The sequence below is a fragment of the Duganella sp. Leaf126 genome, assembly GCF_001423125.1.
Lineage (GTDB): Bacteria > Pseudomonadota > Gammaproteobacteria > Burkholderiales > Burkholderiaceae_D > Rugamonas.
Window position 1 is genome coordinate 557032 of sequence record NZ_LMNW01000012.1, and the last position, 20632, is coordinate 577663.

At 66.8% G+C, this 20632-nt stretch carries 20 protein-coding genes; 15 read left to right on the top strand and 5 right to left on the bottom strand.

From position 1 onward, the window contains the following. The 14 genes from ASF61_RS10155 (at position 1) to ASF61_RS10220 (ending at position 14866) form a co-directional block, all read left to right on the top strand. A complete protein-coding gene (locus ASF61_RS10155) occupies positions 1-1230 on the top strand; it encodes a type II secretion system F family protein (protein ID WP_056154805.1) in 1230 nt (409 codons plus the stop codon). Between the two features lie 299 nt (positions 1231-1529). Beyond that, a complete protein-coding gene (locus ASF61_RS24375; protein ID WP_056154808.1) occupies positions 1530-2060 on the top strand; it encodes a type II secretion system protein in 531 nt (176 codons plus the stop codon). 30 nt (positions 2061-2090) lie between these two features. Beyond that, entirely contained in the window at positions 2091-2687 is a 597-nt protein-coding gene (locus tag ASF61_RS10165) for a Tfp pilus assembly protein FimT/FimU (RefSeq protein ID WP_156369517.1), read from the top strand. Continuing rightward, complete coding sequence (locus tag ASF61_RS10170) at positions 2677-3312, top strand: type II secretion system protein (RefSeq protein ID WP_056154813.1); 636 nt, start codon at positions 2677-2679, stop codon at positions 3310-3312. The genes ASF61_RS10165 and ASF61_RS10170 overlap by 11 nt, the downstream gene beginning before the upstream one ends. Then, complete coding sequence (locus tag ASF61_RS10175; RefSeq protein WP_056154816.1) at positions 3309-4256, top strand: type II secretion system protein J; 948 nt, start codon at positions 3309-3311, stop codon at positions 4254-4256. Before ASF61_RS10170 ends, ASF61_RS10175 begins: the two co-directional genes overlap by 4 nt. Beyond that, positions 4253-4732: a hypothetical protein gene (locus ASF61_RS10180; RefSeq protein ID WP_056154819.1), complete on the top strand. Its 480-nt coding sequence runs from the start codon at positions 4253-4255 to the stop codon at positions 4730-4732. The genes ASF61_RS10175 and ASF61_RS10180 overlap by 4 nt, the downstream gene beginning before the upstream one ends. 151 nt (positions 4733-4883) lie before the next feature. Then, positions 4884-5789: a type IV pilus biogenesis protein PilM gene (gene pilM, locus ASF61_RS10185; protein WP_307155902.1), complete on the top strand. Its 906-nt coding sequence runs from the start codon at positions 4884-4886 to the stop codon at positions 5787-5789. Next, the gene (locus tag ASF61_RS10190; protein WP_056154826.1) at positions 5786-6427 is read left to right on the top strand and encodes a PilN domain-containing protein; all 642 of its coding nucleotides are present in this window, start codon (positions 5786-5788) and stop codon (positions 6425-6427) included. The genes pilM and ASF61_RS10190 overlap by 4 nt, the downstream gene beginning before the upstream one ends. Then, positions 6424-7290 (top strand): type II secretion system protein M, encoded by an 867-nt coding sequence (locus ASF61_RS10195; RefSeq protein ID WP_056154828.1) that lies wholly within the window; start codon positions 6424-6426, stop codon positions 7288-7290. Before ASF61_RS10190 ends, ASF61_RS10195 begins: the two co-directional genes overlap by 4 nt. Continuing rightward, complete coding sequence (locus ASF61_RS10200; RefSeq protein WP_056154831.1) at positions 7287-7691, top strand: hypothetical protein; 405 nt, start codon at positions 7287-7289, stop codon at positions 7689-7691. Before ASF61_RS10195 ends, ASF61_RS10200 begins: the two co-directional genes overlap by 4 nt. Before the next feature lie 182 nt (positions 7692-7873). After that, positions 7874-9670 carry a pilus (MSHA type) biogenesis protein MshL gene (gene mshL, locus ASF61_RS10205; RefSeq protein ID WP_056154834.1) on the top strand — a complete coding sequence of 599 codons (1797 nt, stop codon included), beginning with the start codon at positions 7874-7876 and terminating at the stop codon, positions 9668-9670. Positions 9671-9672: 2 nt separating this feature from the next. Next, a complete protein-coding gene (locus ASF61_RS10210) occupies positions 9673-10569 on the top strand; it encodes an ExeA family protein (RefSeq protein WP_056154837.1) in 897 nt (298 codons plus the stop codon). 3 nt (positions 10570-10572) lie between these two features. After that, positions 10573-12036, top strand: coding sequence for a tetratricopeptide repeat protein (locus tag ASF61_RS22710; protein WP_229205783.1), 1464 nt, complete (start codon positions 10573-10575; stop codon positions 12034-12036). Between the two features lie 115 nt (positions 12037-12151). Beyond that, positions 12152-14866, top strand: coding sequence for a PEP-CTERM sorting domain-containing protein (locus ASF61_RS10220; protein ID WP_156369518.1), 2715 nt, complete (start codon positions 12152-12154; stop codon positions 14864-14866). A 200-nt stretch (positions 14867-15066) separates the two neighbouring features. Here ASF61_RS10220 and ASF61_RS10225 read toward each other — a convergent pair whose 3' ends face one another. The 4 genes from ASF61_RS10225 to ASF61_RS10240 form a co-directional block, all read right to left on the bottom strand. After that, positions 15067-16086: a helix-turn-helix domain-containing protein gene (locus tag ASF61_RS10225; RefSeq protein ID WP_082491428.1), complete on the bottom strand. Its 1020-nt coding sequence runs from the start codon at positions 16084-16086 to the stop codon at positions 15067-15069. A gap of 188 nt (positions 16087-16274) precedes the next feature. After that, the gene (locus tag ASF61_RS10230) at positions 16275-17219 is read right to left on the bottom strand and encodes an HD-GYP domain-containing protein (RefSeq protein ID WP_056154846.1); all 945 of its coding nucleotides are present in this window, start codon (positions 17217-17219) and stop codon (positions 16275-16277) included. Between the two features lie 9 nt (positions 17220-17228). Further along, positions 17229-18413, bottom strand: a complete 1185-nt coding sequence (locus tag ASF61_RS10235; RefSeq protein WP_056154849.1) for a pyridoxal phosphate-dependent aminotransferase — start codon at positions 18411-18413, stop codon at positions 17229-17231. Between the two features lie 54 nt (positions 18414-18467). Further along, a complete protein-coding gene (locus ASF61_RS10240; protein WP_056154852.1) occupies positions 18468-18899 on the bottom strand; it encodes a putative toxin-antitoxin system toxin component, PIN family in 432 nt (143 codons plus the stop codon). 33 nt (positions 18900-18932) lie between these two features. Between ASF61_RS10240 and yaaA the strand changes: the two genes are divergently transcribed. Then, complete coding sequence (gene yaaA, locus ASF61_RS10245) at positions 18933-19703, top strand: peroxide stress protein YaaA (RefSeq protein WP_056154856.1); 771 nt, start codon at positions 18933-18935, stop codon at positions 19701-19703. A 46-nt stretch (positions 19704-19749) separates the two neighbouring features. Here yaaA and ASF61_RS10250 read toward each other — a convergent pair whose 3' ends face one another. After that, the gene (locus tag ASF61_RS10250) at positions 19750-20568 is read right to left on the bottom strand and encodes an outer membrane protein assembly factor BamD (RefSeq protein WP_056154858.1); all 819 of its coding nucleotides are present in this window, start codon (positions 20566-20568) and stop codon (positions 19750-19752) included. Positions 20569-20632: the final 64 nt, after the last annotated feature.

A 20632-nucleotide genomic window follows, 5' to 3' on the forward strand; every position in this document is an offset into this window, starting at 1 on the left:
GTGCCGTATTTCGCCTACAAGGGCCGCAATGCGCGCGGCGAACTGATGCAGGGCGTGCTGGAAGCGCCCGACAGCGGCGCCGTGGCCGACCAGCTGTTCAACACCGGCGTGACGCCGATCGACATCAGCGTCACGCAGAAAATCGTTGCCGACGACGGCGAAGGCTGGTGGGCCAAGCTGCTGGAAAAAAAGGTGACGTCGATGGACGTGCAGCTGTTCAGCCGCCAGCTGTACACGCTGCTGAAATCGGGCGTGCCCATCATGCGCGGCCTGGCCGGCCTGCAGGAGTCGGCCGTCAGCAAGTCGTTCGGCAAGGTGATCAAGGACTTGCGCGAGTCGCTCGACTCCGGGCGCGAACTGTCTGCCGCCATGCGCCGTCACCCGGACGTGTTCACGCCGTTCTACCTGTCGATGGTGCGCGTGGGCGAGATGACGGGGCGGCTGGAAGACGTTTTCCTACGCCTGTTCGACCACCTGGAATTCGACCGCGACATGCGCGAGCGGGTCAAGACCGCGCTGCGCTACCCGAGCTTCGTGTTGGTGGCCATGACGGCCGCCATGGTGGTGGTCAATATGTTCGTGATTCCGGCCTTTGCCGGCGTGTTTGCCAGCCTGAATACCGAGCTGCCCCTGATGACGCGGGTGCTGATCGCCACCTCGAATTTCACGGTGCACTACTGGCCGGCGATCGCGGTGGTGACGGTGGCGGGCGGCGTCGGCTTCGGGCGCTGGATCGCCACCACGGCAGGGCGTTATCGCTGGGACAAGTTCAAGCTGCGCATCCCGGTGGCCGGCAAGATCATTCTCAAGGCCACGCTGGCGCGCTTCGCGCGCAGCTTTGCGCTGTCCTCGCGCAGCGGCGTGCCGATCGTGCAGGCGCTCAACGTGGTGTCGCAGACCGTCGATAACGCCTACCTGTCGGCGCGCGTGGAGCAGATGCGCGACGGCGTGGAACGCGGCGACAGCATCCTGCGCACGGCCGCCGCTGCCGGCGTGTTCACGCCCGTGGTGCTGCAGATGATCGCCGTGGGCGAGGAGAGCGGCGCCATCGACGACCTGATGGACGAGGTGGCGCAGATGTACGAGCGCGAAGTCGATTACGAGCTCAAGACCTTATCGGCGCAGATCGAGCCGGTCCTGATCGTCTGCCTCGGCATCGTGGTGCTGGTGCTGGCGCTCGGGATCTTCCTGCCGATCTGGGATCTGGGCAAGGCGGCGCTGCGTCATTAGGACGTTGCTGATGTGACCCCTGGAGTGACGCCTGAAGTGACGCCATAAAAGTGTCGCGTATTTGTTAAATCATCTGAAAACATTTTTCGATTCTCATCCGGAACAGCCGAATTTCAGGGTAGAATTGTTGCACTTGCTCAACAACTCTGGCGATACAGAAAACAAAGACGGTTGTATCGTTCCGGGCAGGGCGGCGCCCGACATAACAGTGCGCCAATCAGAGCCAGCCATTGAAAGCCGCGCAGCGCTGAGCGCCCGCTGCGGCGTTTCCACCCATTATCCGATCTTGGAGAGGTTTTATGAACAAGCAAGCAATGTCCGCCACCCGCGCCCGCGGCGCCCAGTCGGGTTTCACCCTGATCGAGCTGATCGTCGTCATCGTGATCCTCGGCATCCTGGCGGCAACGGCTTTGCCACGCTTCATCAATCTTGGCGCCGATGCGCGCGCCGCCTCGATGAACGCCGCCAGCGGCGCACTGGCCTCGATGACCTCGATGGCACGCGGCCAGGTGATGATGGGCCGCCTGACCGCGGCCAGCACGGTGCCGATGGAAGGACTCGATGTATCGATCGTCAACGGTTATCCGGCTGCCGATGCCAACACCTTCGCTGCGGCCGGTCTCAACCAGCGCGATTACCAGTTCTTCGCTGCAGGCACTGCCGCCAACACCTTCCACCCGGCAGTGCCTGCCGGCACGATAATGATCCAGTTGGCCAGCTCGGCCAATAACACCAACCACAGCGCTTGCTGGGTCACCTACGCCCAGTCCACCGCCGCCAACGTGGCGCCGGTGATCACCAACAACGCCAGCGTCACCAACTGCCCGTAAGCGGACCGCCTTGAGCGCCGGGAGCGCGAATTGACGCCTCGGCGCCCGCCTGCAGCCGGCTTCACCATGATCGAACTGATCACGGTGATGCTGATCGTCGGCCTGCTCGGCGCGGTGGCCGGCAGCCGCTTTTTCGACCACCAGGTGTACGCGGCCCGCGCCTATGCCGACCAGGTGGCCGCACTGATCCGCTATGCCCAGAAGCTGGCGATCGCGCAGAACCGTCCGGTCACCGTGCGCTCCACGCCCGGCGGGTTTGCCGTCTGCTTCGACGGCAATGCCACGACCGCGCCGTGCGCCACACCGGCCAGCCTGGCCCAGGCCCCGGGCGGCGCCAACGACGGCAGCGCTGCCACCCGCGCCTTTTGTACCGACCGCGCCAGCGGACGCTATGTCAGCAACTGGGCCTGTCTCGGCAGTCCGCTGTCGGTACAGGTGACCAGCAGCGCCCCACGGGCGGAAATGGCGACAGGCGGCTTTTTCGTCTTCGATGCGGCCGGACGACCATTCAACGGCAGCGACGCGCTCAACGGCGCCTCCAGCTTTACCCGGCTCACCCTCAACATCAGCAGCGGCAACCAGCGCGTTACACTCAACGTCGAAGCGGAAAGCGGCTATGTTTTTTGAGCGTGCGCGTGGTGTCACCATTATCGAGCTGATCCTGTTCATGGTGATCGTGGGCGTGGCGGCAGCCGGCGTGATCGGGGTTCTCAATCTCAACAGCACTGCCAGCGCCGATCCGTTGCGCCGCAAGCAGGCCCTGATGATCGCCGAAGCGCTGATGGAAGAAGTACAGCTGGCGCGCTTCACTTACTGCGCATCGTCCGATCCGAACGCGGTCGACGCGACCACGCAGGCCGCCTGCAACACGCCGGTTCAGGTGGGGGTGCGCGCGGCCGGCGCCACGCGTCCGTACGGCAACGTCGCCGAATATGCTACCGTTGCCGGCCAGCCGCAAGCGACGTTCGCGGTCAACAATGTGGACCGCGATATCAGCGGCAACCCGTTCGGGGTGGACGGTACCGGCGCGACCATGGGCAACACATCGCTGGCGCCGATCACCTCCACGGTCACGCTCAATTACGTCGGCGCCCAGGCCCCGCTGGGGCCTGCGGGAAGCGCGCTCACGTCCAGCGCCAGTGCGCTCAACGTCCTGCAGATCACCATCATCACGACCTACGGCAGCGGCGCCGGCGACTTCGTGCGGCTCGATGGCTACCGTACCCGCTATGCACCGCAGGTGCTGCCATGACCGGGGGGCGTGTCCGTGTCCATCGGGCCGCGCGCGGCTTCACGCTGGTCGAGGCGATCGTCGCGATCGTGCTGACCGCCATCATTGCCGGCACCATGGTGCTGTTCATCAAACGCCCGGTCGCCAATTACATCGACAGCGCGGGCCGCGCCGAGATGAGCGACGTGGCTGACCTGGCATTGCGGCGCATGGCGCGCGAAATTCGCGCCAGTCTGCCCAACAGCGCGCGTGCCCAGTTCACCGCAAGCGACGGAGCGTGGTACCTGGAATTCATTCCTACCTTCGGCGGCGGCCGCTACCTGTCTGTCGAAGACAACACGGTCAGCGGCACGCCGCTCAGTTTTACCGATCCTGCAGCTGCCAGCTTCAGCGTGGTCGGTGCAGCAGCGGCAATGACGCCGGCAGGCCCGAATTACATCGCCATCTATAACCTCGGGGCCGGTTTCCAGGATGCCGACGCCTACGCCGCCGGCAACCTGGCGCGGGTGACGGGCAGCAGCATGGCCTCGGGCTTGCAGACCATCGCGTATGCCAGCGTTGCGGCGGCGGACCTCGGCGGCGGCAACACCGTCTCGCCCGTGGCCAACCCGTTTGCGGCGCCAGCCAACGCGGCCACGCCGCGGCCGCCGAATACGTCGCCGGACCAGCGTTTCCAGGTAGTGGGCAAGCCGGTCGTATTCCGCTGTGCCGGCAACGCCAGTGGTACCGGCACGCTGACCCGTTCGGTTGCACCGGTCTTCAGTCCCGTCCCCACCACGCCTGCCGCCGGCGCCGGCGTGCTGTTGGCCAACAACGTGGTGGCGTGCGCGCTCAGTGTCGCAGGCAATGCCAACCGCCAGTCGGCGCTGGTGGGCCTGACACTGACACTGGGGCGCACCGGGTCCGATGGCAGGCTGGAAACCGTCACGCTGACACACCAGATCAATGTGAACAATCTGCCATGAAGACTCGTCGACTGGACCAACCACTGCAGCGGCGTTTGCTGCACAAATCTTCCGGCGTGGCGCTGGTGACCGCCATCTTCCTGCTGGTGGTTCTGGCCGGACTCGGTGTGGCGGCGGTGTCGCTCACGACCGCGCAGCAGGGTGCGCGTGTCCAGGATGAACTGGGCGCGCGCGCGTACCAGGCGGCACGTGCAGGCATGGAGTGGGCATTGTTCACCCACTTGCAAGGCGGCGGGCTGTCCTGCGCCAGCCCGATGACGTTCGCGCTGCCTGCCGGCAGCAGCTTGTCTACATTTACCGCGACGGTTACGTGCGCGGCGGCGCCCGGTTACGGCGTGTCCAACGGCGCAACCGACCCCACTGCCAATCGTCTCACCATCACCGTCACCGCGTGCAACGGGAGGCCGGGCGAGGCCTGTCCGGCGCCCACCAACAGCGCTGACTACATCCAGCGAACGATACGCGCGCAGCTTTAAAGAAACAAGCTGCACGGAAAAATGTGTATTTTCACGGCATGAATGTGAAATAAGGCCGAGGTGGCGCATAAGTTGACTATAATCAACGATATTAAGACGAACTAGCGCCGGCATGGGATTTTTTACAAGAACCAAAAAAAAGGATGGCTGGGTGACCGTGGCCTTTCTGCACGACGGACTGTGCGTCGCCCGTGTCAAGCGCGTGCGCGAGGGCCGGCCGGTGGTGCGGCTGTGCGCCTTCCACCCGGCGGTTGACAGCAGGACCGTCGCCACCCTCGAGCGTGTCGCCAGGGAGTCCAAGCTTGTCAATTACCAGTTCGGCACGATGCTGGGCGGCGGCGAGTACCAGCTGCTGACCGTGGAAGCGCCGAACGTGCCGCCGGACGAACTGAAAACCGCCGTGCGCTGGCGCCTGAAAGACATGCTCGACTTCCATGTTGACGACGCCACCATCGATGTGGTCGACATTCCTGTCGACGCCAACGGCATGTCGCGCGGTCATTCGATGTTCGTGGTGGCTGCCCGCAATGCGCTGATCCAGTCGCGTCAGGCCCTGTTCGCCGACAGCGACCTGGCGTTGACCGTGATCGATATTCCCGAACTGGCGCAGCGGAATATTTCGGCGCTGCTGGAAACGCCGGGCCGCGGCCTGGCCATGCTGTCGTTCGACACCGACGGTGGCCTGCTGACGATCACCTTCAAGGGCGAGCTGTATCTGTCGCGCAGGATCGACGTCACGATTGCCCAGTTGCTGGAGCCGGATACCGACCAGCAGCAGATCTGCTTCGACAAGATCACGCTCGAACTGCAACGTTCGCTCGACCACTTCGACCGCCAGTTCAACTACGTCAATGTCAACAAGCTGCTGCTGGCGCCGATCGGCGCCTCCGGCCTGCACGCCTACCTCGCCGCCAACCTGTACACCCCGGTCGAGGCGATGGCCCTTGAAGACGTGTTCGATCTATCGCGCGTGCCCGCCTTGCAGGACGTTGCGCAGCAACACCGCTGTTTTCTGACGCTGGGCGCGGCGTTGCGGCACGAGGAGGTGGTGCTGTGAGCCAGCAGATCAACCTGTTCAATCCGGTCTTCCTCAAGCAAAAGAAGATTTTTACGGCGCGGCCGATGGCCGAGGCGCTCGGTGCCATCGTGGTGGGCACACTGCTGATGACCTGGTACGCCAGCCACCATGTGGACGTGCTGGCGCAGCGTGCCGCCACCAGCAAGCTGCAGCTGGCCGACCGCGAGCGGCGCCTGCAGCAAGCCAGCGCGCAGTTTGCGCCACGCCAGCACAGCGCGACCCTGGCCGCCGACCTGGCGCAGGCCGAAGTTGAACTGGCGTCGCTGCAGCGGGTGGCGCAATTCCTGCAGCAGGGGACCTTGGGCAACAGTGCCGGCTACGCCGAGTATTTTCGAGCGCTTGCGCGCCAGAATGTGACTGGTCTGTGGCTGACTGGTGTGACCATCGCCGGCGCCGAGATCGGCATCCAGGGTCGCGCCCTCCAGCCTGCCCTGATTCCGCAATACATCGGTCGCCTGAAGTCCGAGCACGTGATGCAGGGCAAGACGTTTGCCAGCCTCGATATCGCACGTCCCGACGCGGCGCTCGAGAGCGCTGCCGGCACAGTGGCCCTTGGCGCCGCAGCGGCACCGTATGTTCAGTTCAGCCTGCAGACGACGGGAGTGCCAGCCAAGTGAAGCGACTGAACCGCCTGTGGCTCACGCTGAGTACCCGGCTCGACGCCATGACGCTGCGTGAGCGGGCGCTGGTGTTCGTGGCGGCAACCGGCCTGGTCCTGTTCCTGTTGTACACCTTCGCGGTTCAGCCGCTGATCGGCCGGCAAACCGCGCTGCTGGCCGACATCGCGCGGCAGCAACAGCAGATCGGCAATATCGATGCCGACATCGTCGCCCGCGCCCGGGGCTTCGTTGCTGACCCCGATGCACGGTCGCGCCAGCAGTTGCAGCAGGTGCGCGACGACAGCGACCGCATCACTGCCAGCTTGCTGGCTGTGCAGAAGGGGCTGGTGGCGCCGCAGAAGATCGCGCCGCTGCTCGAGCACCTGTTACGCGGTAATGGCAAATTGAAACTGGTGTCGCTGCGCACGTTGCCGGTGACCGGCATGAACCAGGCTGCCTCGCCGCTGTCGTCCGCTGCGCCGGGCGCGGCGCCGGCAGGCACGGCAGCGGCTGTCCCCGCCATGGCGCCGTCCGCAGCTGCGCCAGCGGGCGCCGCCGCCTCGATACCGGCAACGGCAACAACGGCGGCTGCGCTATCAGCAGGTACGCAGCCCGGTGTGCAAGCGGGCATGCAGCCAGCGGGTGGCGCCGCGGCGGCGGCGGCCACCACCGCGCCGCGCGAACTGCTGTACCGGCATAGCGTGGAAATTGTTGTGCAGGGCAGTTACCTGGACATGATCGACTACATGCAGGCGCTGGAAACCCTGCCTGCCCAGCTGTTCTGGGGCGGCGCGCGCCTTGACGCCACCCGGTATCCGAGCGCCACGCTCACCCTCACGCTCTCCACCCTGAGCCTCGATGAAAAATGGATGACATTATGAGCCGCGCCACCGTGCGCCTGTTGCGAGGCAGCGCAGTGCCATGGACCGTCATGTTGGCGCTGGCCGGCGCCTGCATACCGGCTGCGGCGCAGCTGGCCGATCCCACCCGGCCGCCGCTCGAAGTGCGCCTGCCCGCCGGTCCTGCGCTGCCGGCGCCGCTGCGCCATGGCCCGCAATTGCAGTCTGTCCTCAACGGCAACCACGGTCGCCAGGTGGCCGTAATCGACGGCCAGGCGCTGCGCGTGGGCGACCGCATCGATGGCGCGACCCTGGTCCAGGTGGGCAGCGACCACGTCGTGCTGCAGCGCGGACCCACGCGCCAAGTCGTGAAACTGTATCCCGGCGCCGGCAAGACCACGCCCAGCCGCCAGCGCGCCACCCACACCGCAGCAGAGGATTGAACCGATCATGTTCTTAAAACTGTATCCCGGCGCCGRCAAGGCCACGCCSAGCCGCCAGCCCGCCCCCATACCGCAGCAGAGGATTGAACCGATCATGTTCTTAAAACTGTATCCCGGCGCCGGCAAGGCCACGCCGAGCCGCCAGCGCGCCACCCGTACCGCACCAGAGAATTGAACCGATCATGTCCAAGCACCTGTCCCTCGTCGTCTTGACCACGCTGCTACTGGCTGGCTGCCAGACGCCGCCCAAGCGCGACACCTACAACCAGATCGGCGCCGAGGTCGATGACGCGCTCAAGGCCCGGCCGCCGGCGCCGACCCAGGCCGACGCTGTCGCCAGCGCGCTGCTGCCGCCGGTGGCGCAGCTGGGCGCGCAGTTGCCGAAGGCGCGCGCGGTGCTCGACGAACGTTTCAACGTCTCGTTCAACAACGTGCCGGTGCAGCAGTTCTACAATTCGATCGTCGCCGGCACCCGTTACAACATGCTGATCAATCCTGAAGTGACCGGCACCATCACGGCCAATCTCAAGGATGTCACGCTGTTCGAGGCGCTCGAAGCGGTGCGCGAGCTGTACGGCTACGACTACAAGATCGACGGCACCCGCATCTATATCCGCCCGCTGACGATGCAGACTAAGATGTTCAAGGTCAACTACCTGACGGCCAGCCGCAAGGGCGTATCGAGCCTGCGCGTGTCGTCGACATCGGTGGCCAACAGTGGGACCAGCAACAGCGGCAGCAGTAGCAACGGCAACAATGGCTATGACAATGCGGGGAGCAACGGCAACAACAGCGGGAATAACGGCAGCAACAACGACGGCAGCAACGGCAACAACGGCAACCGTGGTCAGCGCGACGCCGCCGCCGTGCAGACCACGTCCGCCAGCGACTTCTGGCTGGAACTGAAAACCGCGCTCGACGCCATCGTCGACAGTGGCAAGGATGGCCGCAGTGTGACCATCAGCCCGCAGTCGGGCGTGATCGTGATCCGCGCCATGCCCGACGAGCTGCGCAACGTCGACGAGTACCTGCGCGCGACCCAGGTCTCGGTGGACCGCCAGGTGATCCTGGAGGCCAAGATCCTCGAAGTGGAATTGAACAGCAACTTCCAGAGCGGCATCAACTGGGCCGCGTTCGGCAAGCTCAGCACCAACAGCCGCATCGCTGCCGGCATGGTGCAGCCGGGCACCGCGCTGGCGCCGCTGGGCGCCAACAACGCCGGCGTGTCGGTCAACAACGGCAGCATTACCGCCACACCGGGTTCGGCGCTGGGCGCCGCCAGCGACGCCATGGGCTCGCTGTTCGGGCTGGCTTTCCAGACCAGCAATTTTGCAGCGCTGATTTCCTTCCTCGAGGGGCAGGGCACCGTGCATGTGCTGTCGAGCCCGCGTATCGCCACCCTGAATAACCAGAAGGCGCTGCTCAAGATCGGCACCGACGAATTCTTCGTCACCGGCGTCAGCACCACCACCAATAGCAACACCAACGGCACCGGCGTCACCACGCCGAGCGTCACGCTGCAGCCATTCTTCTCGGGCGTGGTACTGGACGTGACGCCGCAGATCGACGACGCCGGCAACATCATCCTGCACGTCCACCCGTCGGTGAGCCAGGTTTCGACCGTTAACAAGGCGGTCAACCTGGGCGTGGCGCTGGGCAGCCTGTCGCTGCCGCTGGCGTCGTCCTCGACGTCCGAGATGGACAGCATCGTGCGGGGCCAGAACGGGCAAGTGGTCGCGATCGGCGGCCTGATGCGGCAGTCGACCACCTCGGACCGTTCCGGCGTGCCAGGCATCGGCGGCTTGCCGGTGGTCGGCGCGCTGTTCCGCTCGTCCGAGGAGGTGGTGCAGAAGCGCGAGCTGGTGGTGCTGATCAAGCCGACCGTGATCGAATCGACGTCGGACTGGAACCACGACCTGCTCGACAGCAGCCGCCGCATCAAGGCGCTCGATCCGCACCGCGGCGAAGGGCGTCCGTGACCATGTACGCCAGACACTTCGGCTTGCGTGAAGCCCCGTTCAACATCACGCCGGACACCAGTTATTTTTTCACCAGTCCGCATTCGCAGGAAGCGCTGAATACCTTGCTGGTGGCGGCGAAGAGCGGCGAAGGCTTCATCAAGATCACCGGCGAGGTGGGGACCGGCAAGACCCTGCTGTGCCGTAAGTTCATCGCCACCATCGGCGCCGGTTTCGTGACCGCCTACATTCCGAATCCGCTGCTCGAGCCGCGTACGCTGATGCTGGCGCTGGCCGACGAACTCGAAATCGCGCTCGACCGCGACGTCGATCAGCACCAGCTGCTCAAATCGATCACGGCCCGCCTGATCGACCTGGCGCGGCAAAACCAGCAGGTCTTGCTGCTGCTCGACGAAGCGCAGGCGATTCCACTGGAAAGCCTGGAAGCGCTGCGCCTGCTGTCGAACCTGGAAACGGAAAAGCGCAAGCTGCTGCAGATCATCCTGTTCGGCCAGCCCGAACTCAATGTGCGGCTGCGGGACAATACGGTGCGCCAGCTGGCCCAGCGCATCACCTTCCACTACCACCTGGGACCGCTCAAGCGCGACGATCTCGACTACTACCTGGCGCACCGGCTGCGGGTGGCCGGCTACGATGGCAGCCGCCTGTTTACGCGCGGTGCGGTGGCGCGGCTGTACGGCGCCAGCGGCGGCATCCCGCGCCTGGTCAACATCATTGCCAACAAGGCGCTGATGGCGTGTTTCGGCGAGGGGCGCCAGCAGGTAACGCGGCGCCACGTGAGCCTGGCGGCGCGCGATACCGTGCCGCCGCGCGGCCAGGCGCGGCTGGGCTGGATCGCTGCGGGCCTCGGCGTGCTGGCGGCTGCGGCGGGCCTGACCTGGACCTTGACGGGGCGCTGAACGATGAGTCTGATCAACAAGATGCTGCAGGATCTCGATGCCCGTGGCGGCGCCCGCGAAGACGGTTTGCAGCAACGCGAACTGAAAGCGGTGCCGCCGCCCGAGCGCGAGCGGCGTCCGGCCCTGCTGGCGGCGGCCGGCATCGGCGCGGGCGTGGTGGCCGTGGCGGCAGTCGCCGGCTGGTATGGCTGGCGGGCCGCCCATGCGCCAGCAGCGCAGCCGGTGTCGGTGATGGCGGTGGCGACGCCGCTGGTGCCGGTGGCGGCGGCCGCTGGCGCCGGTGCGGTGGATGGCAACGGGCCTGCTGCGCCTGTCCAGCCACTGCGCGACGTCGAGGCTGAAGCGAAGACCGGCCCGGCAGTGAATGCCGATGCCGCGGCGACAGCAGGTGCGACGCCCGTAACCGTGCCGCCACCGGACACGGCAGCGGCGGCACAGTTGCCCGCAGCATCGTCCGGCGCAGCGGCCGGCAACGGCCAGGGCAGAGCAGCTGCGGCCTCAGCAACGCCGGCTTCGGCAGTGGAACGATCGGCAAACGCAGCGACTGCAGTCGGCAACACCGCCGCGCCGCTCACGGCAGCGCCTGCCGTCGGCAACACCGCCACGCCGCGCACGGCACCGCCCGCCGTCGGCAATACTGCCACGCCGCGCACGGCAGCGCCTGCCGTAGGCAACACCGCCGCGCCGCGCACGGCAGCGCCTGCCGTCGGCAACACCGCCACGCCGCGCACGGCACCGCCCGCCGTCGGCAATACCGCCGCGCCGCGCACGGCAGCGCGTGCTGCCGGGCAGACCGGCACGGCACCGGCAGCCGCACGACCGCTGCGCCCGGGAAGTGACCATGGCGACCAAGGCGACGCTCCGGCCACTGCCAGAACCGAGTTGACACCGAAGCAGCTGGCGGAAAACACCTATCGCCGTGCCCTGGCAGCCTTGCAGGATGGCCGCGTCAGCACCGCCATGGCCGATCTCGACCGTGCGCTGGAAATCGATCCGCGCAATGATGCCGCACGCCAGACCTATGTGTCGCTGCTGCTGGAAAACCGCCGGCCTGACGACGCCGTGCGCCAGTTGCGTCTGGCGCTGGGCATCGACCCGCGCCAGCCCGGACTGGCCATGATCCTGGCGCGGCTGCAGCTCGAGCGCGGCGGCCCGGCACTGCAAACCCTGATGACCAGCCTGCACTATGCGGGCGCCAACGCCGACTACCAGGGTTTCCTGGCCGGCGTGCTGCAACGCGAGCAGCGCCACGCCGAAGCGGTGCAGTACTACCAGGCAGCGCTGAAACTGTCGCCGCTGAACGGCGTCTGGTGGATGGGGCTGGGCATCTCGCTGCAGGCCGCGCAGCGTCCGGCCGAAGCGCGCGAAGCGTTCACCCGGGCCCGCACCGGCAACGGCATCACGCCGGAACTGCTGGCGTTCATCGACCGCCGGCTCGACCAGTTGTCGCGTTCCGCACCACAGTGAGAGTGCCAGTCAAACAATAGGAGAGTTGGGTGATACCCATGGTCGTGCCTTAATATTAAGATCGTGATGATTATTTTAAGATAGTGTCACGAAACATTTACCATTGAGGCTGAGCATGAAACAATTCTCTTCCCGGCAGGTGCTGACCGCCGGCCTGACGCCCCTGCTGCTGTCGCTGGCGGTGACCAATGCCTACGCGGCCGACGTGGTCCGTACCGGTACCGCCGGCCGGCAGGGCGCCGACGCCACGACGCCCGGTGCAGCCGGCGGCGTCGGTACCGGCGGCCAGTCGCTGACCATCAATCCCGGCAATGCCGGCGCCGTGTACAACCGCCTGAGCGTTACCGGCGGGCGCGGTGGCGATGGCGGCATGGGCGGTCCCGGGTCGGATGAATTCGGCAACGGCAGCGGCACCGGCGGCAGCGGCGGAAGGGGCGGCAACGCCAGCGCCACCACGCTGGACCTGACCGGTTACGCCGGCGCCAGCGCGCTCGGCGGCGACGGCGGCCATGCCGGCAGCTCGCCCGGCTATTTCAACTTCACGCCTGCCAATCCGGCCTACGGCAACGGCGGCAGCGGCGGCGCCGCCGTCAGCAGTGCGCGCACGTCGGCGGTCGGCAACGCCACCGCGCTGGCCGAGGCCACGGGCGGTATCGGCGGCAATGCCAACGGCGGTGCCGGCGGCTACGCGGGCGTCGGCGGTGCGGCCAGCGCTGCCGCCAGTGCCAGCTCGCTGACCGGCAATGTCGGTGCCTCGGCAGTCGCTACCGGCGGCGCCGGCGGTAACGGCACCGATGTGGCCTGGCGGGGCGGGCGCGGCGGCAACGCCACGCTGACCAATGCAGTGCGCGGGACGACCGTCGGCGGTACCGTCACGCTGAGCCAGCGCGCCACCGGCGGCCAGGGTGGCAATGATGCCGTCAGCACGATCCCGCCCTACCAGGAGCTGACCGGCGATGTCCGTGGCGGTCGCGCGGTGTCCACCCTGGTACTGGACGACGCCGGCGCCAGTGCGCTCACGCTCGACATCGCCAGCATCGGCGGCGCCGGCGGTACCCCGACCTCGTTTGCCGGTGTCTCGAACGGCGACGGCGGCGCCGCCACCAGCAGCCTGACCCTGACTTCGGCGCGCAGCGGTTCCCGCATCGACGTCCTGGTGAGCGCGGTGGGCGGCGCCGGCGGCGAAAGCTACCAGGTGGCGGGCAGGGGCGGCAGCGCCAATGCCAGCGCCGACCTGCGCGGCGCGGCAGTCGGCGGCCGCGTTGCCGCCACCGGCGGGTATGGCGATATCGGCGGCAACGCCACGGCCTCGCTGCGCGCGAGCGGCAGCGGCGTGGTGCGCGGCACGGCCGAAGCGGCTGGCGGCGCCGGCATCGATTACCGTTCGTCGCGCAGCTACGGCGCCGGCTCGGCCACCCTGATGTTGTCCGGCGACGGCGCCGAGGGCGCAAGCCTGAGCAGCGGCGGGTCCGCCACCAGCAATACTTCGGTGACGGGCACCGGCGCCCTGGCGGTCGATGTGCAGGCGCAGGCCACGGCCAGCGGCAATAACGGCCCGCGCTATGGTGCGGCCGTCGCCAACACGGTCGTCAACACCGTGCGCGCCGGCGTGGCGGCCGGCACGGCAGCCGTGCGCGCCGTCTCGGTGGCGCTTGGTGGCGATCATGTCGAGACGGCCACCGCCACGACCGACGTCCGGGCTGCCGGCGACATCTTCGCCAGCAGCAAGGCCAGCGGCGGCTCGGACTCGTTCGAGCACGCCGATTCGCACAGCGGCGACAGCGTCGCCATGAGCCGGGCCATCACCAGCGGCGCCCACAACGTCAACGTCACCGCCACTGCGCTCAGCAATATCGGCAATCCCGGCGGTGATCGTGCCTTCCTCGGCAATGCCACGGCCGGCAGCTACGGCCGCTCCGGCAGCGGCGTCGTCGAGAGCGTGGCCGTGGCGCGCGGCGGCTATTACGGCTACGCGTTCGACAACGGCCAACTCAGCCATGCCAACGCGTCGGCCACCGCAGTGACGACCCGTGCCGGCGGCGTCAGCCTGGCGCGCGCCGAGGGCGAAGGCCTGGTCATGAACGTCACGGCCACGGCCCAGGGCATCGGTGCAGCCGGCGGCGCGATGACGTTTGCCGCCGGCGCCCGCAGCAGTTTCGGCAATGCGGCGCAGGCCTCGGCCTCGAACCGGTTCCGCACCAGTGCGTTCGACCTGCCGCAGCTGGCGGCCGTCTCCACCATGTCGGCCCACGTGGGCGCCGGCCCCGCGGACGCAGCAGCATTGGGCCTGGGCGCCAACGTGGCGGCCGCCGTGCCGAACGTGCTTGGCACCGGCGTGCACGCGGCCGGCGTCGAGGCGCTGATCGATACCTCGCCAGCCGTGCTGACCACGTCCGGCGAATTCAGCTTCGCCACCGACACCGCGCAGCGCCTGCTGCTCGGCTTCGTGTCATCGACCTTCGTCGGCAGCGGCTTCGACGCGCTCGACCTCACCATCAGCAACAATGGCGTGACCTTGCTGTCGCAAAGTTTCACCACGCTGGCCGCCGCCAACCTGTACTTCAACGACCACGTGGTAGACCTGGGCCTGTTCGGCGCCGGCAACCAGCACCTGGTGATCAGCTCGTCGATGACCTACGCCCAGCAGGGCGCCTACGCCTTCAATTACGTGCTCGGGGGCGGCGCCGCCTTCCGCACCTCGGCGCTGGGCGTGCCCATGCTCGACACCGTGTCGGCCGTACCGGAACCATCGGCCTGGCTGATGATGAGCCTGGGCATGGGTGGCATGCTGCTGGTGGCGCGCCGCCGCAAGGCAGCGCCGGGCGCCTGACGCCAGGCGGCGGCGCCGACCGAGCGTGGCGGCGCCCGCTGGCAGCGCGATTCCAGCGCGATTGCCAGCGCAATCGGCTGCCGGTGCGAAAGACTGCCTGGCTGGCCGCCAGCCGTCCGATCGAAGGCGCCGTCGAGCAGCCGTCTGATCGCCTGCCCGGTTACCGGTTCGGCTGCCTGATCGGCAATGCTCTCGTCCGGTCATCCGGCGCGCTGCCGAACCGCCTGGTCGGCAGTGCTGTCGGCGGCCCGCGCGGCGACCTTGCGGGACGAGGCGCTTGCTGCCTGAACCGGGGCCGGGTCGGCGGGCGGTGCTGCGCCGGCGCGCCAGGCGCTTGGCGTCATGCCGAAATGGTTGCGGTAGGCGCGGGAAAAGTGTGCCGGGTGGCTGAAGCCGAACTGGTAGGCGATCTGGCTGATCGGCTGACCGCTGCAGGCCGGATCGCGCAAGGCCAGATGGCACAGTTGCAGGCGCGTGTCCCACAGCCAGGTGCTGAAGCTTTGCGCCTCGCCCGCAAACAGGCGGTGGATGTGGGCAGCCGAGATGCCCAGTGCTTCGACCAGTTCGTTGATCGACAGCCCGCTGTCGCCGATGTGCCTGAGGGCATACTGGCGGATGCGGGCCAGGTGATACTGGCCGAGGCGCGGGCGCTGCTGCGGCCCCGTGACGGCCAGACCGAGTGCGCACGCGGCCAGCGTCTGCCGCAGGGCTTCGGCTGCGTGCAGCGCCGCCGCCTGCGGCAAGCCCGCATAGTCGGTGGCGGCATGACACGCGACCATCGCCGTCAGCAACGCCACCTGCGGCTTGCGCACGGTGAGCACGGCACCGAGCAGCGTATCGATCGGCGGACACAGGCTGCGCATGGCGGCAGCAGGGATGCGCGCGACGCTGACCTCGAACGGCGCGTCGAAATCGAGCCGGTAGGGCTGGCTCGCATCGTGCAGCACCACATCGCCTGCCGCCAGCCGTATCGTGCCGCCGTGCTGGGCCAGCACTGCGCTGCCGCGCTGCTGCCACAGCAGCAACAGGTGTTGCGCCTTGCTGTTACCACTCCACGCAATATCGCGCTGCACGCTGTGGTGCGCCGCCGCGGCCTGCGACAGCGTCACGGCGCCCAGGGCCTGGCTGCTGTGGGTGCCGGGAAAATCGTCGAGCGTATCCATGTCGAACCAGGGAGCGGGACGTCGGGTCGCAGCGCGGGCAGCCAGGGAGGAAGGCATGGTCTATCGGGTGTGAGAGATGGAATCGAGCGATGCGAAACACTGCGGACATTATAACGATCTTAATTAACTTAATATCCGGACAATCAAAATAAATCGTTGCCCGGTCCGCGCGCTTCCTTGAGAGCACACCACGTGGGGCAGCGCTGCCGGCGGCGCCGGCGCCCGAAGCTTGTGCAGAGGTTGCGCTAGAGTCCGGCCTGTGGGCCCCATACCTGCTTCATGCTGAAGCGGATATCGGCGTCGTCCTCGCTGAGGGCGGCGGCGATCGCGGTGGCCGGCAGCGAGCGGGCGCCGGCGGGCACCGCCATCCCGGCAGCGTCGCGCAGGCACACCACCTGCGCGGTGCCAGCGCCAGCGCCGCGCGTGCTGACCACGCCGATGTCGCCGCCGTGCAGGCGCACCAGGCAGCCGGGCGGGTAATCGCCGAGTTCGTCGCGGAAGAGGTCGAGCAGGCCGGGGTCCACCGGGCTGGCGCGGTCGTCGCGCAGCTTGCGCAGCGCGGCGTCCGGCAGCATCGAGCGCCGGTAGTTGCGGGCCGAAACCAGGGCACAATAGCGGTCAGCAAGACTGAGCAGCTTGGCGTCGAGCGTGACCTCGGGCCGCGCCAGGCCGGCCGGATAGCCGCTGCCGTCGTCATTTTCGTGGTGCAGCAGCACGCAGGAAATCCACGCCTGGTCCTGTACGCCTGCGCATTGCAGCAGGGTGGCCGAATCTTCGGGATGGCGGCGCACGATGGCCTGTTCCTCGCCCGACAGCGGCGTGTGCTTGTCCTGGAAGCTGTCCTGGTGGCCCAGCATGCCGACGTTCATGGTCAGCGCGGCGGCCGCCACGGTCTGGATGTCGGCGCCGGACTTGCCCAGCCGGCGCGCCAGCACGGCGACCAGCACGGCCGTCTCGATACAGTGGCGCACGGCGTAGCTGCCGGCGATCTGGTTGAGCAGGACGGCGGCGATCGCGATGTCGGCGTTTGCCTCGACCGCGTGGATGACATCGGCCGCAACCGCGCGCAGCGCGGCCTCGGCATCGGAGGCGCTGCGCAGGTTGTCCAGCATGTGCGCGAGCCGGCGGTTGCAGGCGTTGAGCTGGTGCAGGACCGAAACGCCGGGCGCCGCTGCGTCGAGGTCGGCCATGCCTGCCTCCTAGAGCGTCGCCAGGCGCGCCAGTGCCAGCGCCAGCGTGGCGTCCTGCTTGGCAAAGCAGAAGCGCACGATGCCCGACTCGATGCCGTGCCGGTAAAAAGCCGAGACGGGAATCGCGGCCACCTTGATTTCGCTGGTCAGCCACTCGGCAAACGCGGCCTCGGTCTGGGTCGAAATTTTCTCGTAGCGCACGCACTGGAAATACGTGCCATCGGCCGGCAGCAGCTCGAAGCGGCTGGCGGCCAGGCCGGCGCGGAACAGGTCGCGCTTGCGCTGGTAAAACGCCGGCAATTGCAGATACGGTTGCGGGTCGTCCATGTAGCTGGCAATGCCATGCTGCATGGGGGTGTTGACGCTGAACACATTGTACTGGTGCACCTTGCGGAACTCGGCCGTCAGCGCCGGCGGCGCTGCCACGTAACCGACCTTCCAGCCGGTCACGTGGTAGGTTTTGCCGAACGACGAGACGACGAAGGCGCGCGCCGCCAGTTCCGGATGCCGGCACACCGATTCATGACGCTGGCCGTCGTAGACCATGTGTTCGTACACCTCGTCGGACAGGACCAGGATGTTGGTGCCGCGCACGATGTCCGACAGTGCATGCATGTCCGAGCCGCGCAGAATGCTGCCGGTCGGGTTGTGCGGCGTGTTGATGACGATGAGGCGGGTGCGGCTGGTGACGGCCGCCGCCACCTTGGCCCACGGCACCGTATAGCCGCTGGCGCGCATGTCCATCTGCACGCACACCGCTGTGCCGCCGGCCAGGGTAATGGCCGGCACATAGCTGTCGTACACGGGCTCGATCACGATCACTTCGTCGCCCGGGTGCACGCAGCACAGGATGGCCGTGGTCAGTCCCTCGGTGGCGCCGGCGGTGATGGTGATGTCGTCGATGCCGTACTGCTGGCCGTACAACGTGGCGATCTTGGCGGCGATGGCGGCGCGCAGGGCCGGCACGCCGCTCATCGGCGGGTACTGGTTGCAATCGGCCTGCATGGCGCCGGTGACGGCGTCGATCAGGCTGCGATCGCAGGGAAAGTCGGGAAAGCCCTGGCCCAGGTTGACGGCGTCCGCCTGCGCGGCCAGCATCGACATGCGGGTAAACACCGTGGTGCCCACGGCCGGCAGGCGGCTGTGCAGGGCAGGGGGAGGGACCTCGTTGCTGCTGTGTTGGCTACTGTTCATGTCGGCGATCGGGTGGACAGAGCGCCTATTCTAGCGCAGGTCGGTGCGCGCCGGTCAGCTGTCGAGCGACCACTTTTCCGGCACCACGACCTTGAACAGGCCGGCCTTCTGCAAGCGTTTGCCGAGCTTGAGCAGGGCCTTGTCCTTGGTGATCAGTACGCCGGCCTGGGCATCGCGCGCCACTTCCAGAAATTTCTGGTCGTCGCGGTCGGTGCACACGGGCAGGCGCACGCCCGATGCGGCCGGCGCCACGACCTTGATCAGCGCGTCGAAGCGGGCGGCAGCGAGCGGCCGGCTGTCGTCGTCGAGCGGCAGCTGCTTGTAGTGGAGCACGATGCGGTATTCGTCGCGGCAGTCGGCGCGGGTGACGGCGTCCACCGCGCCGGTCTCCAGCGCGTGCAGCAGCGCCGCCCAGCGCGGGTCCCTGAAGACGAACAGATCGAGGCAGACGTTGGTGTCGATGACGATGCGGGGAACGGGTATCATGTCGGTAGTTCAAAAAATAGGTTAATCAGAAATATGTTGATCGTGCTGTCGCCCGCCAAAAGTCTCGACCTCGAAACCCCTCCCACCACCAAGCTGACCTCGCAACCGGATTTTCTCGACCAGTCGGCGCTGCTGATCGAGCGCCTGCGCGCATTCTCGCCCGCCCAGGTCGGCGAACTGATGGACCTGTCCGACAAGCTGTCGGCCCTCAACGTGGCGCGCTACGCATCGTGGACCCCGGACACGTCCGAAGGCCGGCAGGCCATCATGGCCTTCAACGGCGACGTCTACGCGGGCTTCGATGCCTACAGCCTCAACGCCAGGCAGCTCGACTACGCGCAGGCCCACATCCGCATCCTGTCCGGCCTGTACGGCTTGCTGCGGCCGTTCGACCTGATCCATCCGCACCGGCTGGAAATGGGCACGCGCCTGGGCACCGCGCGCGGCAAGAACCTGTACGACTTCTGGGGCGACACCCAGACCCGCGCGCTGAACGCGCTGGCGGCCGAGCGGGGCGCCAGTGCGCTGGTCAACCTGGCGTCCGAAGAATACTTCAAGTCGGTCAAGCCGAAACAGCTCGCGGTACCGGTGATCACGCCGCAGTTCGAGGACTGGAAGGGCGGCAAGTACAAGATCATCTCGTTCTACGCCAAGCGCGCGCGCGGCCTGATGGCCCGCTATGCGGCCGTCAAGGGTCTGACCGATCCGCACAAGCTGAAAAAATTCGACGTCGACGGCTATGCTTTCGATGCCGGCGACTCCAGCGACACGACCTGGATTTTCCGCCGCAAGGTGGCTGCGTAAAACCAGGTAAAGAAACAAAAACCGGGATGTGCATCCCGGTTTTGGCTTATTTCGTGGTGTCGTTGCTGCTCCAGAACTTCCACCAGTGCCGCTCGGCCTTCTTGCCTTCGTCGAGGAAGCGGCTGTTCGGGTAGTTCAGGCGGAACACGCGTTCGGCGTCGTTGCGCAGTTCGGTCATGCCGAGCTTGTCGTAGCTGCGGATCATGATGAACAGCGCCTCCTCGATCGACGGCGAGTCGCGGTAGTCGTCCATGATGCCCATGGCGCGGTTGGCCGCCGCCAGGTAGGCGCCGCGACGGTAGTAGTAGCGCGCCACGTGCACTTCGTACGAGGCCATGGCGTTGACCAGGTAGCGCATGCGCTGGCGGGCGTCCGGCGTGTATTTACTGTTGGGGAACTTGTCCACCAGCTGCTTGAAGGCCGCGTACGCTTCGCGCGTGGCTTTCGGGTCGCGCTCGGTGACATCCTGTTCGTAGACGAAATTGAGCAGGCCCACCTGGTCGTTGAAGTTGATCAAGCCGCGCAGGTAGTACATATAGTCGACCTGGGCGTGATTCGGGTGCAGCTTGATGAAGCGCTCGACCGCCGCCAGCGCCTGGGCCTGGTCCTGCGACTTGTAATAGGCATAGGCGATCTGCATCTGCGCCTGCTGGGCGTAGGTGCCGAACGGATAGCTCGATTCGAGCCGCTCGTACAGTTGAATCGCGCGCTCGTAGTGCGCTCCTTCGAGCTCTTCGGTCGCCTCCGAGTATAATTTCGAAGCGCTCCAGCCCTTTGTTTCGTCGGCCTTGTCGGACAACGCTCCGCAACCGAACAAACTAAGCATCACCAACGTTGCTGCGACTACTGATAATTTTTTTTGCATATCGTTTTGCAAGAAGCTGTTTAACCAAAGTTTTACAATAGGCTGATTATAGCCGATGGGAATG

Bases quoted from the DNA above. Each gene is read 5' to 3' on its own strand.
- ASF61_RS10220 (WP_156369518.1), top strand. From the start codon at position 12,152: ATGAAACAATTCTCTTCCCGGCAGGTGCTGACCGCCGGCCTGACGCCC.
- yaaA (WP_056154856.1), top strand. From the start codon at position 18,933: ATGTTGATCGTGCTGTCGCCCGCCAAAAGTCTCGACCTCGAAACCCCT.
- ASF61_RS10170 (WP_056154813.1), top strand. From the start codon at position 2,677: ATGTTTTTTGAGCGTGCGCGTGGTGTCACCATTATCGAGCTGATCCTG.
- ASF61_RS10250 (WP_056154858.1), bottom strand. From the start codon at position 20,568: ATGCAAAAAAAATTATCAGTAGTCGCAGCAACGTTGGTGATGCTTAGT.
- ASF61_RS10235 (WP_056154849.1), bottom strand. From the start codon at position 18,413: ATGAACAGTAGCCAACACAGCAGCAACGAGGTCCCTCCCCCTGCCCTG.
- ASF61_RS10180 (WP_056154819.1), top strand. From the start codon at position 4,253: ATGAAGACTCGTCGACTGGACCAACCACTGCAGCGGCGTTTGCTGCAC.
- ASF61_RS10200 (WP_056154831.1), top strand. From the start codon at position 7,287: ATGAGCCGCGCCACCGTGCGCCTGTTGCGAGGCAGCGCAGTGCCATGG.
- ASF61_RS24375 (WP_056154808.1), top strand. From the start codon at position 1,530: ATGAACAAGCAAGCAATGTCCGCCACCCGCGCCCGCGGCGCCCAGTCG.
- ASF61_RS10240 (WP_056154852.1), bottom strand. From the start codon at position 18,899: ATGATACCCGTTCCCCGCATCGTCATCGACACCAACGTCTGCCTCGAT.
- ASF61_RS10225 (WP_082491428.1), bottom strand. From the start codon at position 16,086: ATGCCTTCCTCCCTGGCTGCCCGCGCTGCGACCCGACGTCCCGCTCCC.
- ASF61_RS10175 (WP_056154816.1), top strand. From the start codon at position 3,309: ATGACCGGGGGGCGTGTCCGTGTCCATCGGGCCGCGCGCGGCTTCACG.
- ASF61_RS10210 (WP_056154837.1), top strand. From the start codon at position 9,673: ATGTACGCCAGACACTTCGGCTTGCGTGAAGCCCCGTTCAACATCACG.
- ASF61_RS10230 (WP_056154846.1), bottom strand. From the start codon at position 17,219: ATGGCCGACCTCGACGCAGCGGCGCCCGGCGTTTCGGTCCTGCACCAG.
- ASF61_RS22710 (WP_229205783.1), top strand. From the start codon at position 10,573: ATGAGTCTGATCAACAAGATGCTGCAGGATCTCGATGCCCGTGGCGGC.
- mshL (WP_056154834.1), top strand. From the start codon at position 7,874: ATGTCCAAGCACCTGTCCCTCGTCGTCTTGACCACGCTGCTACTGGCT.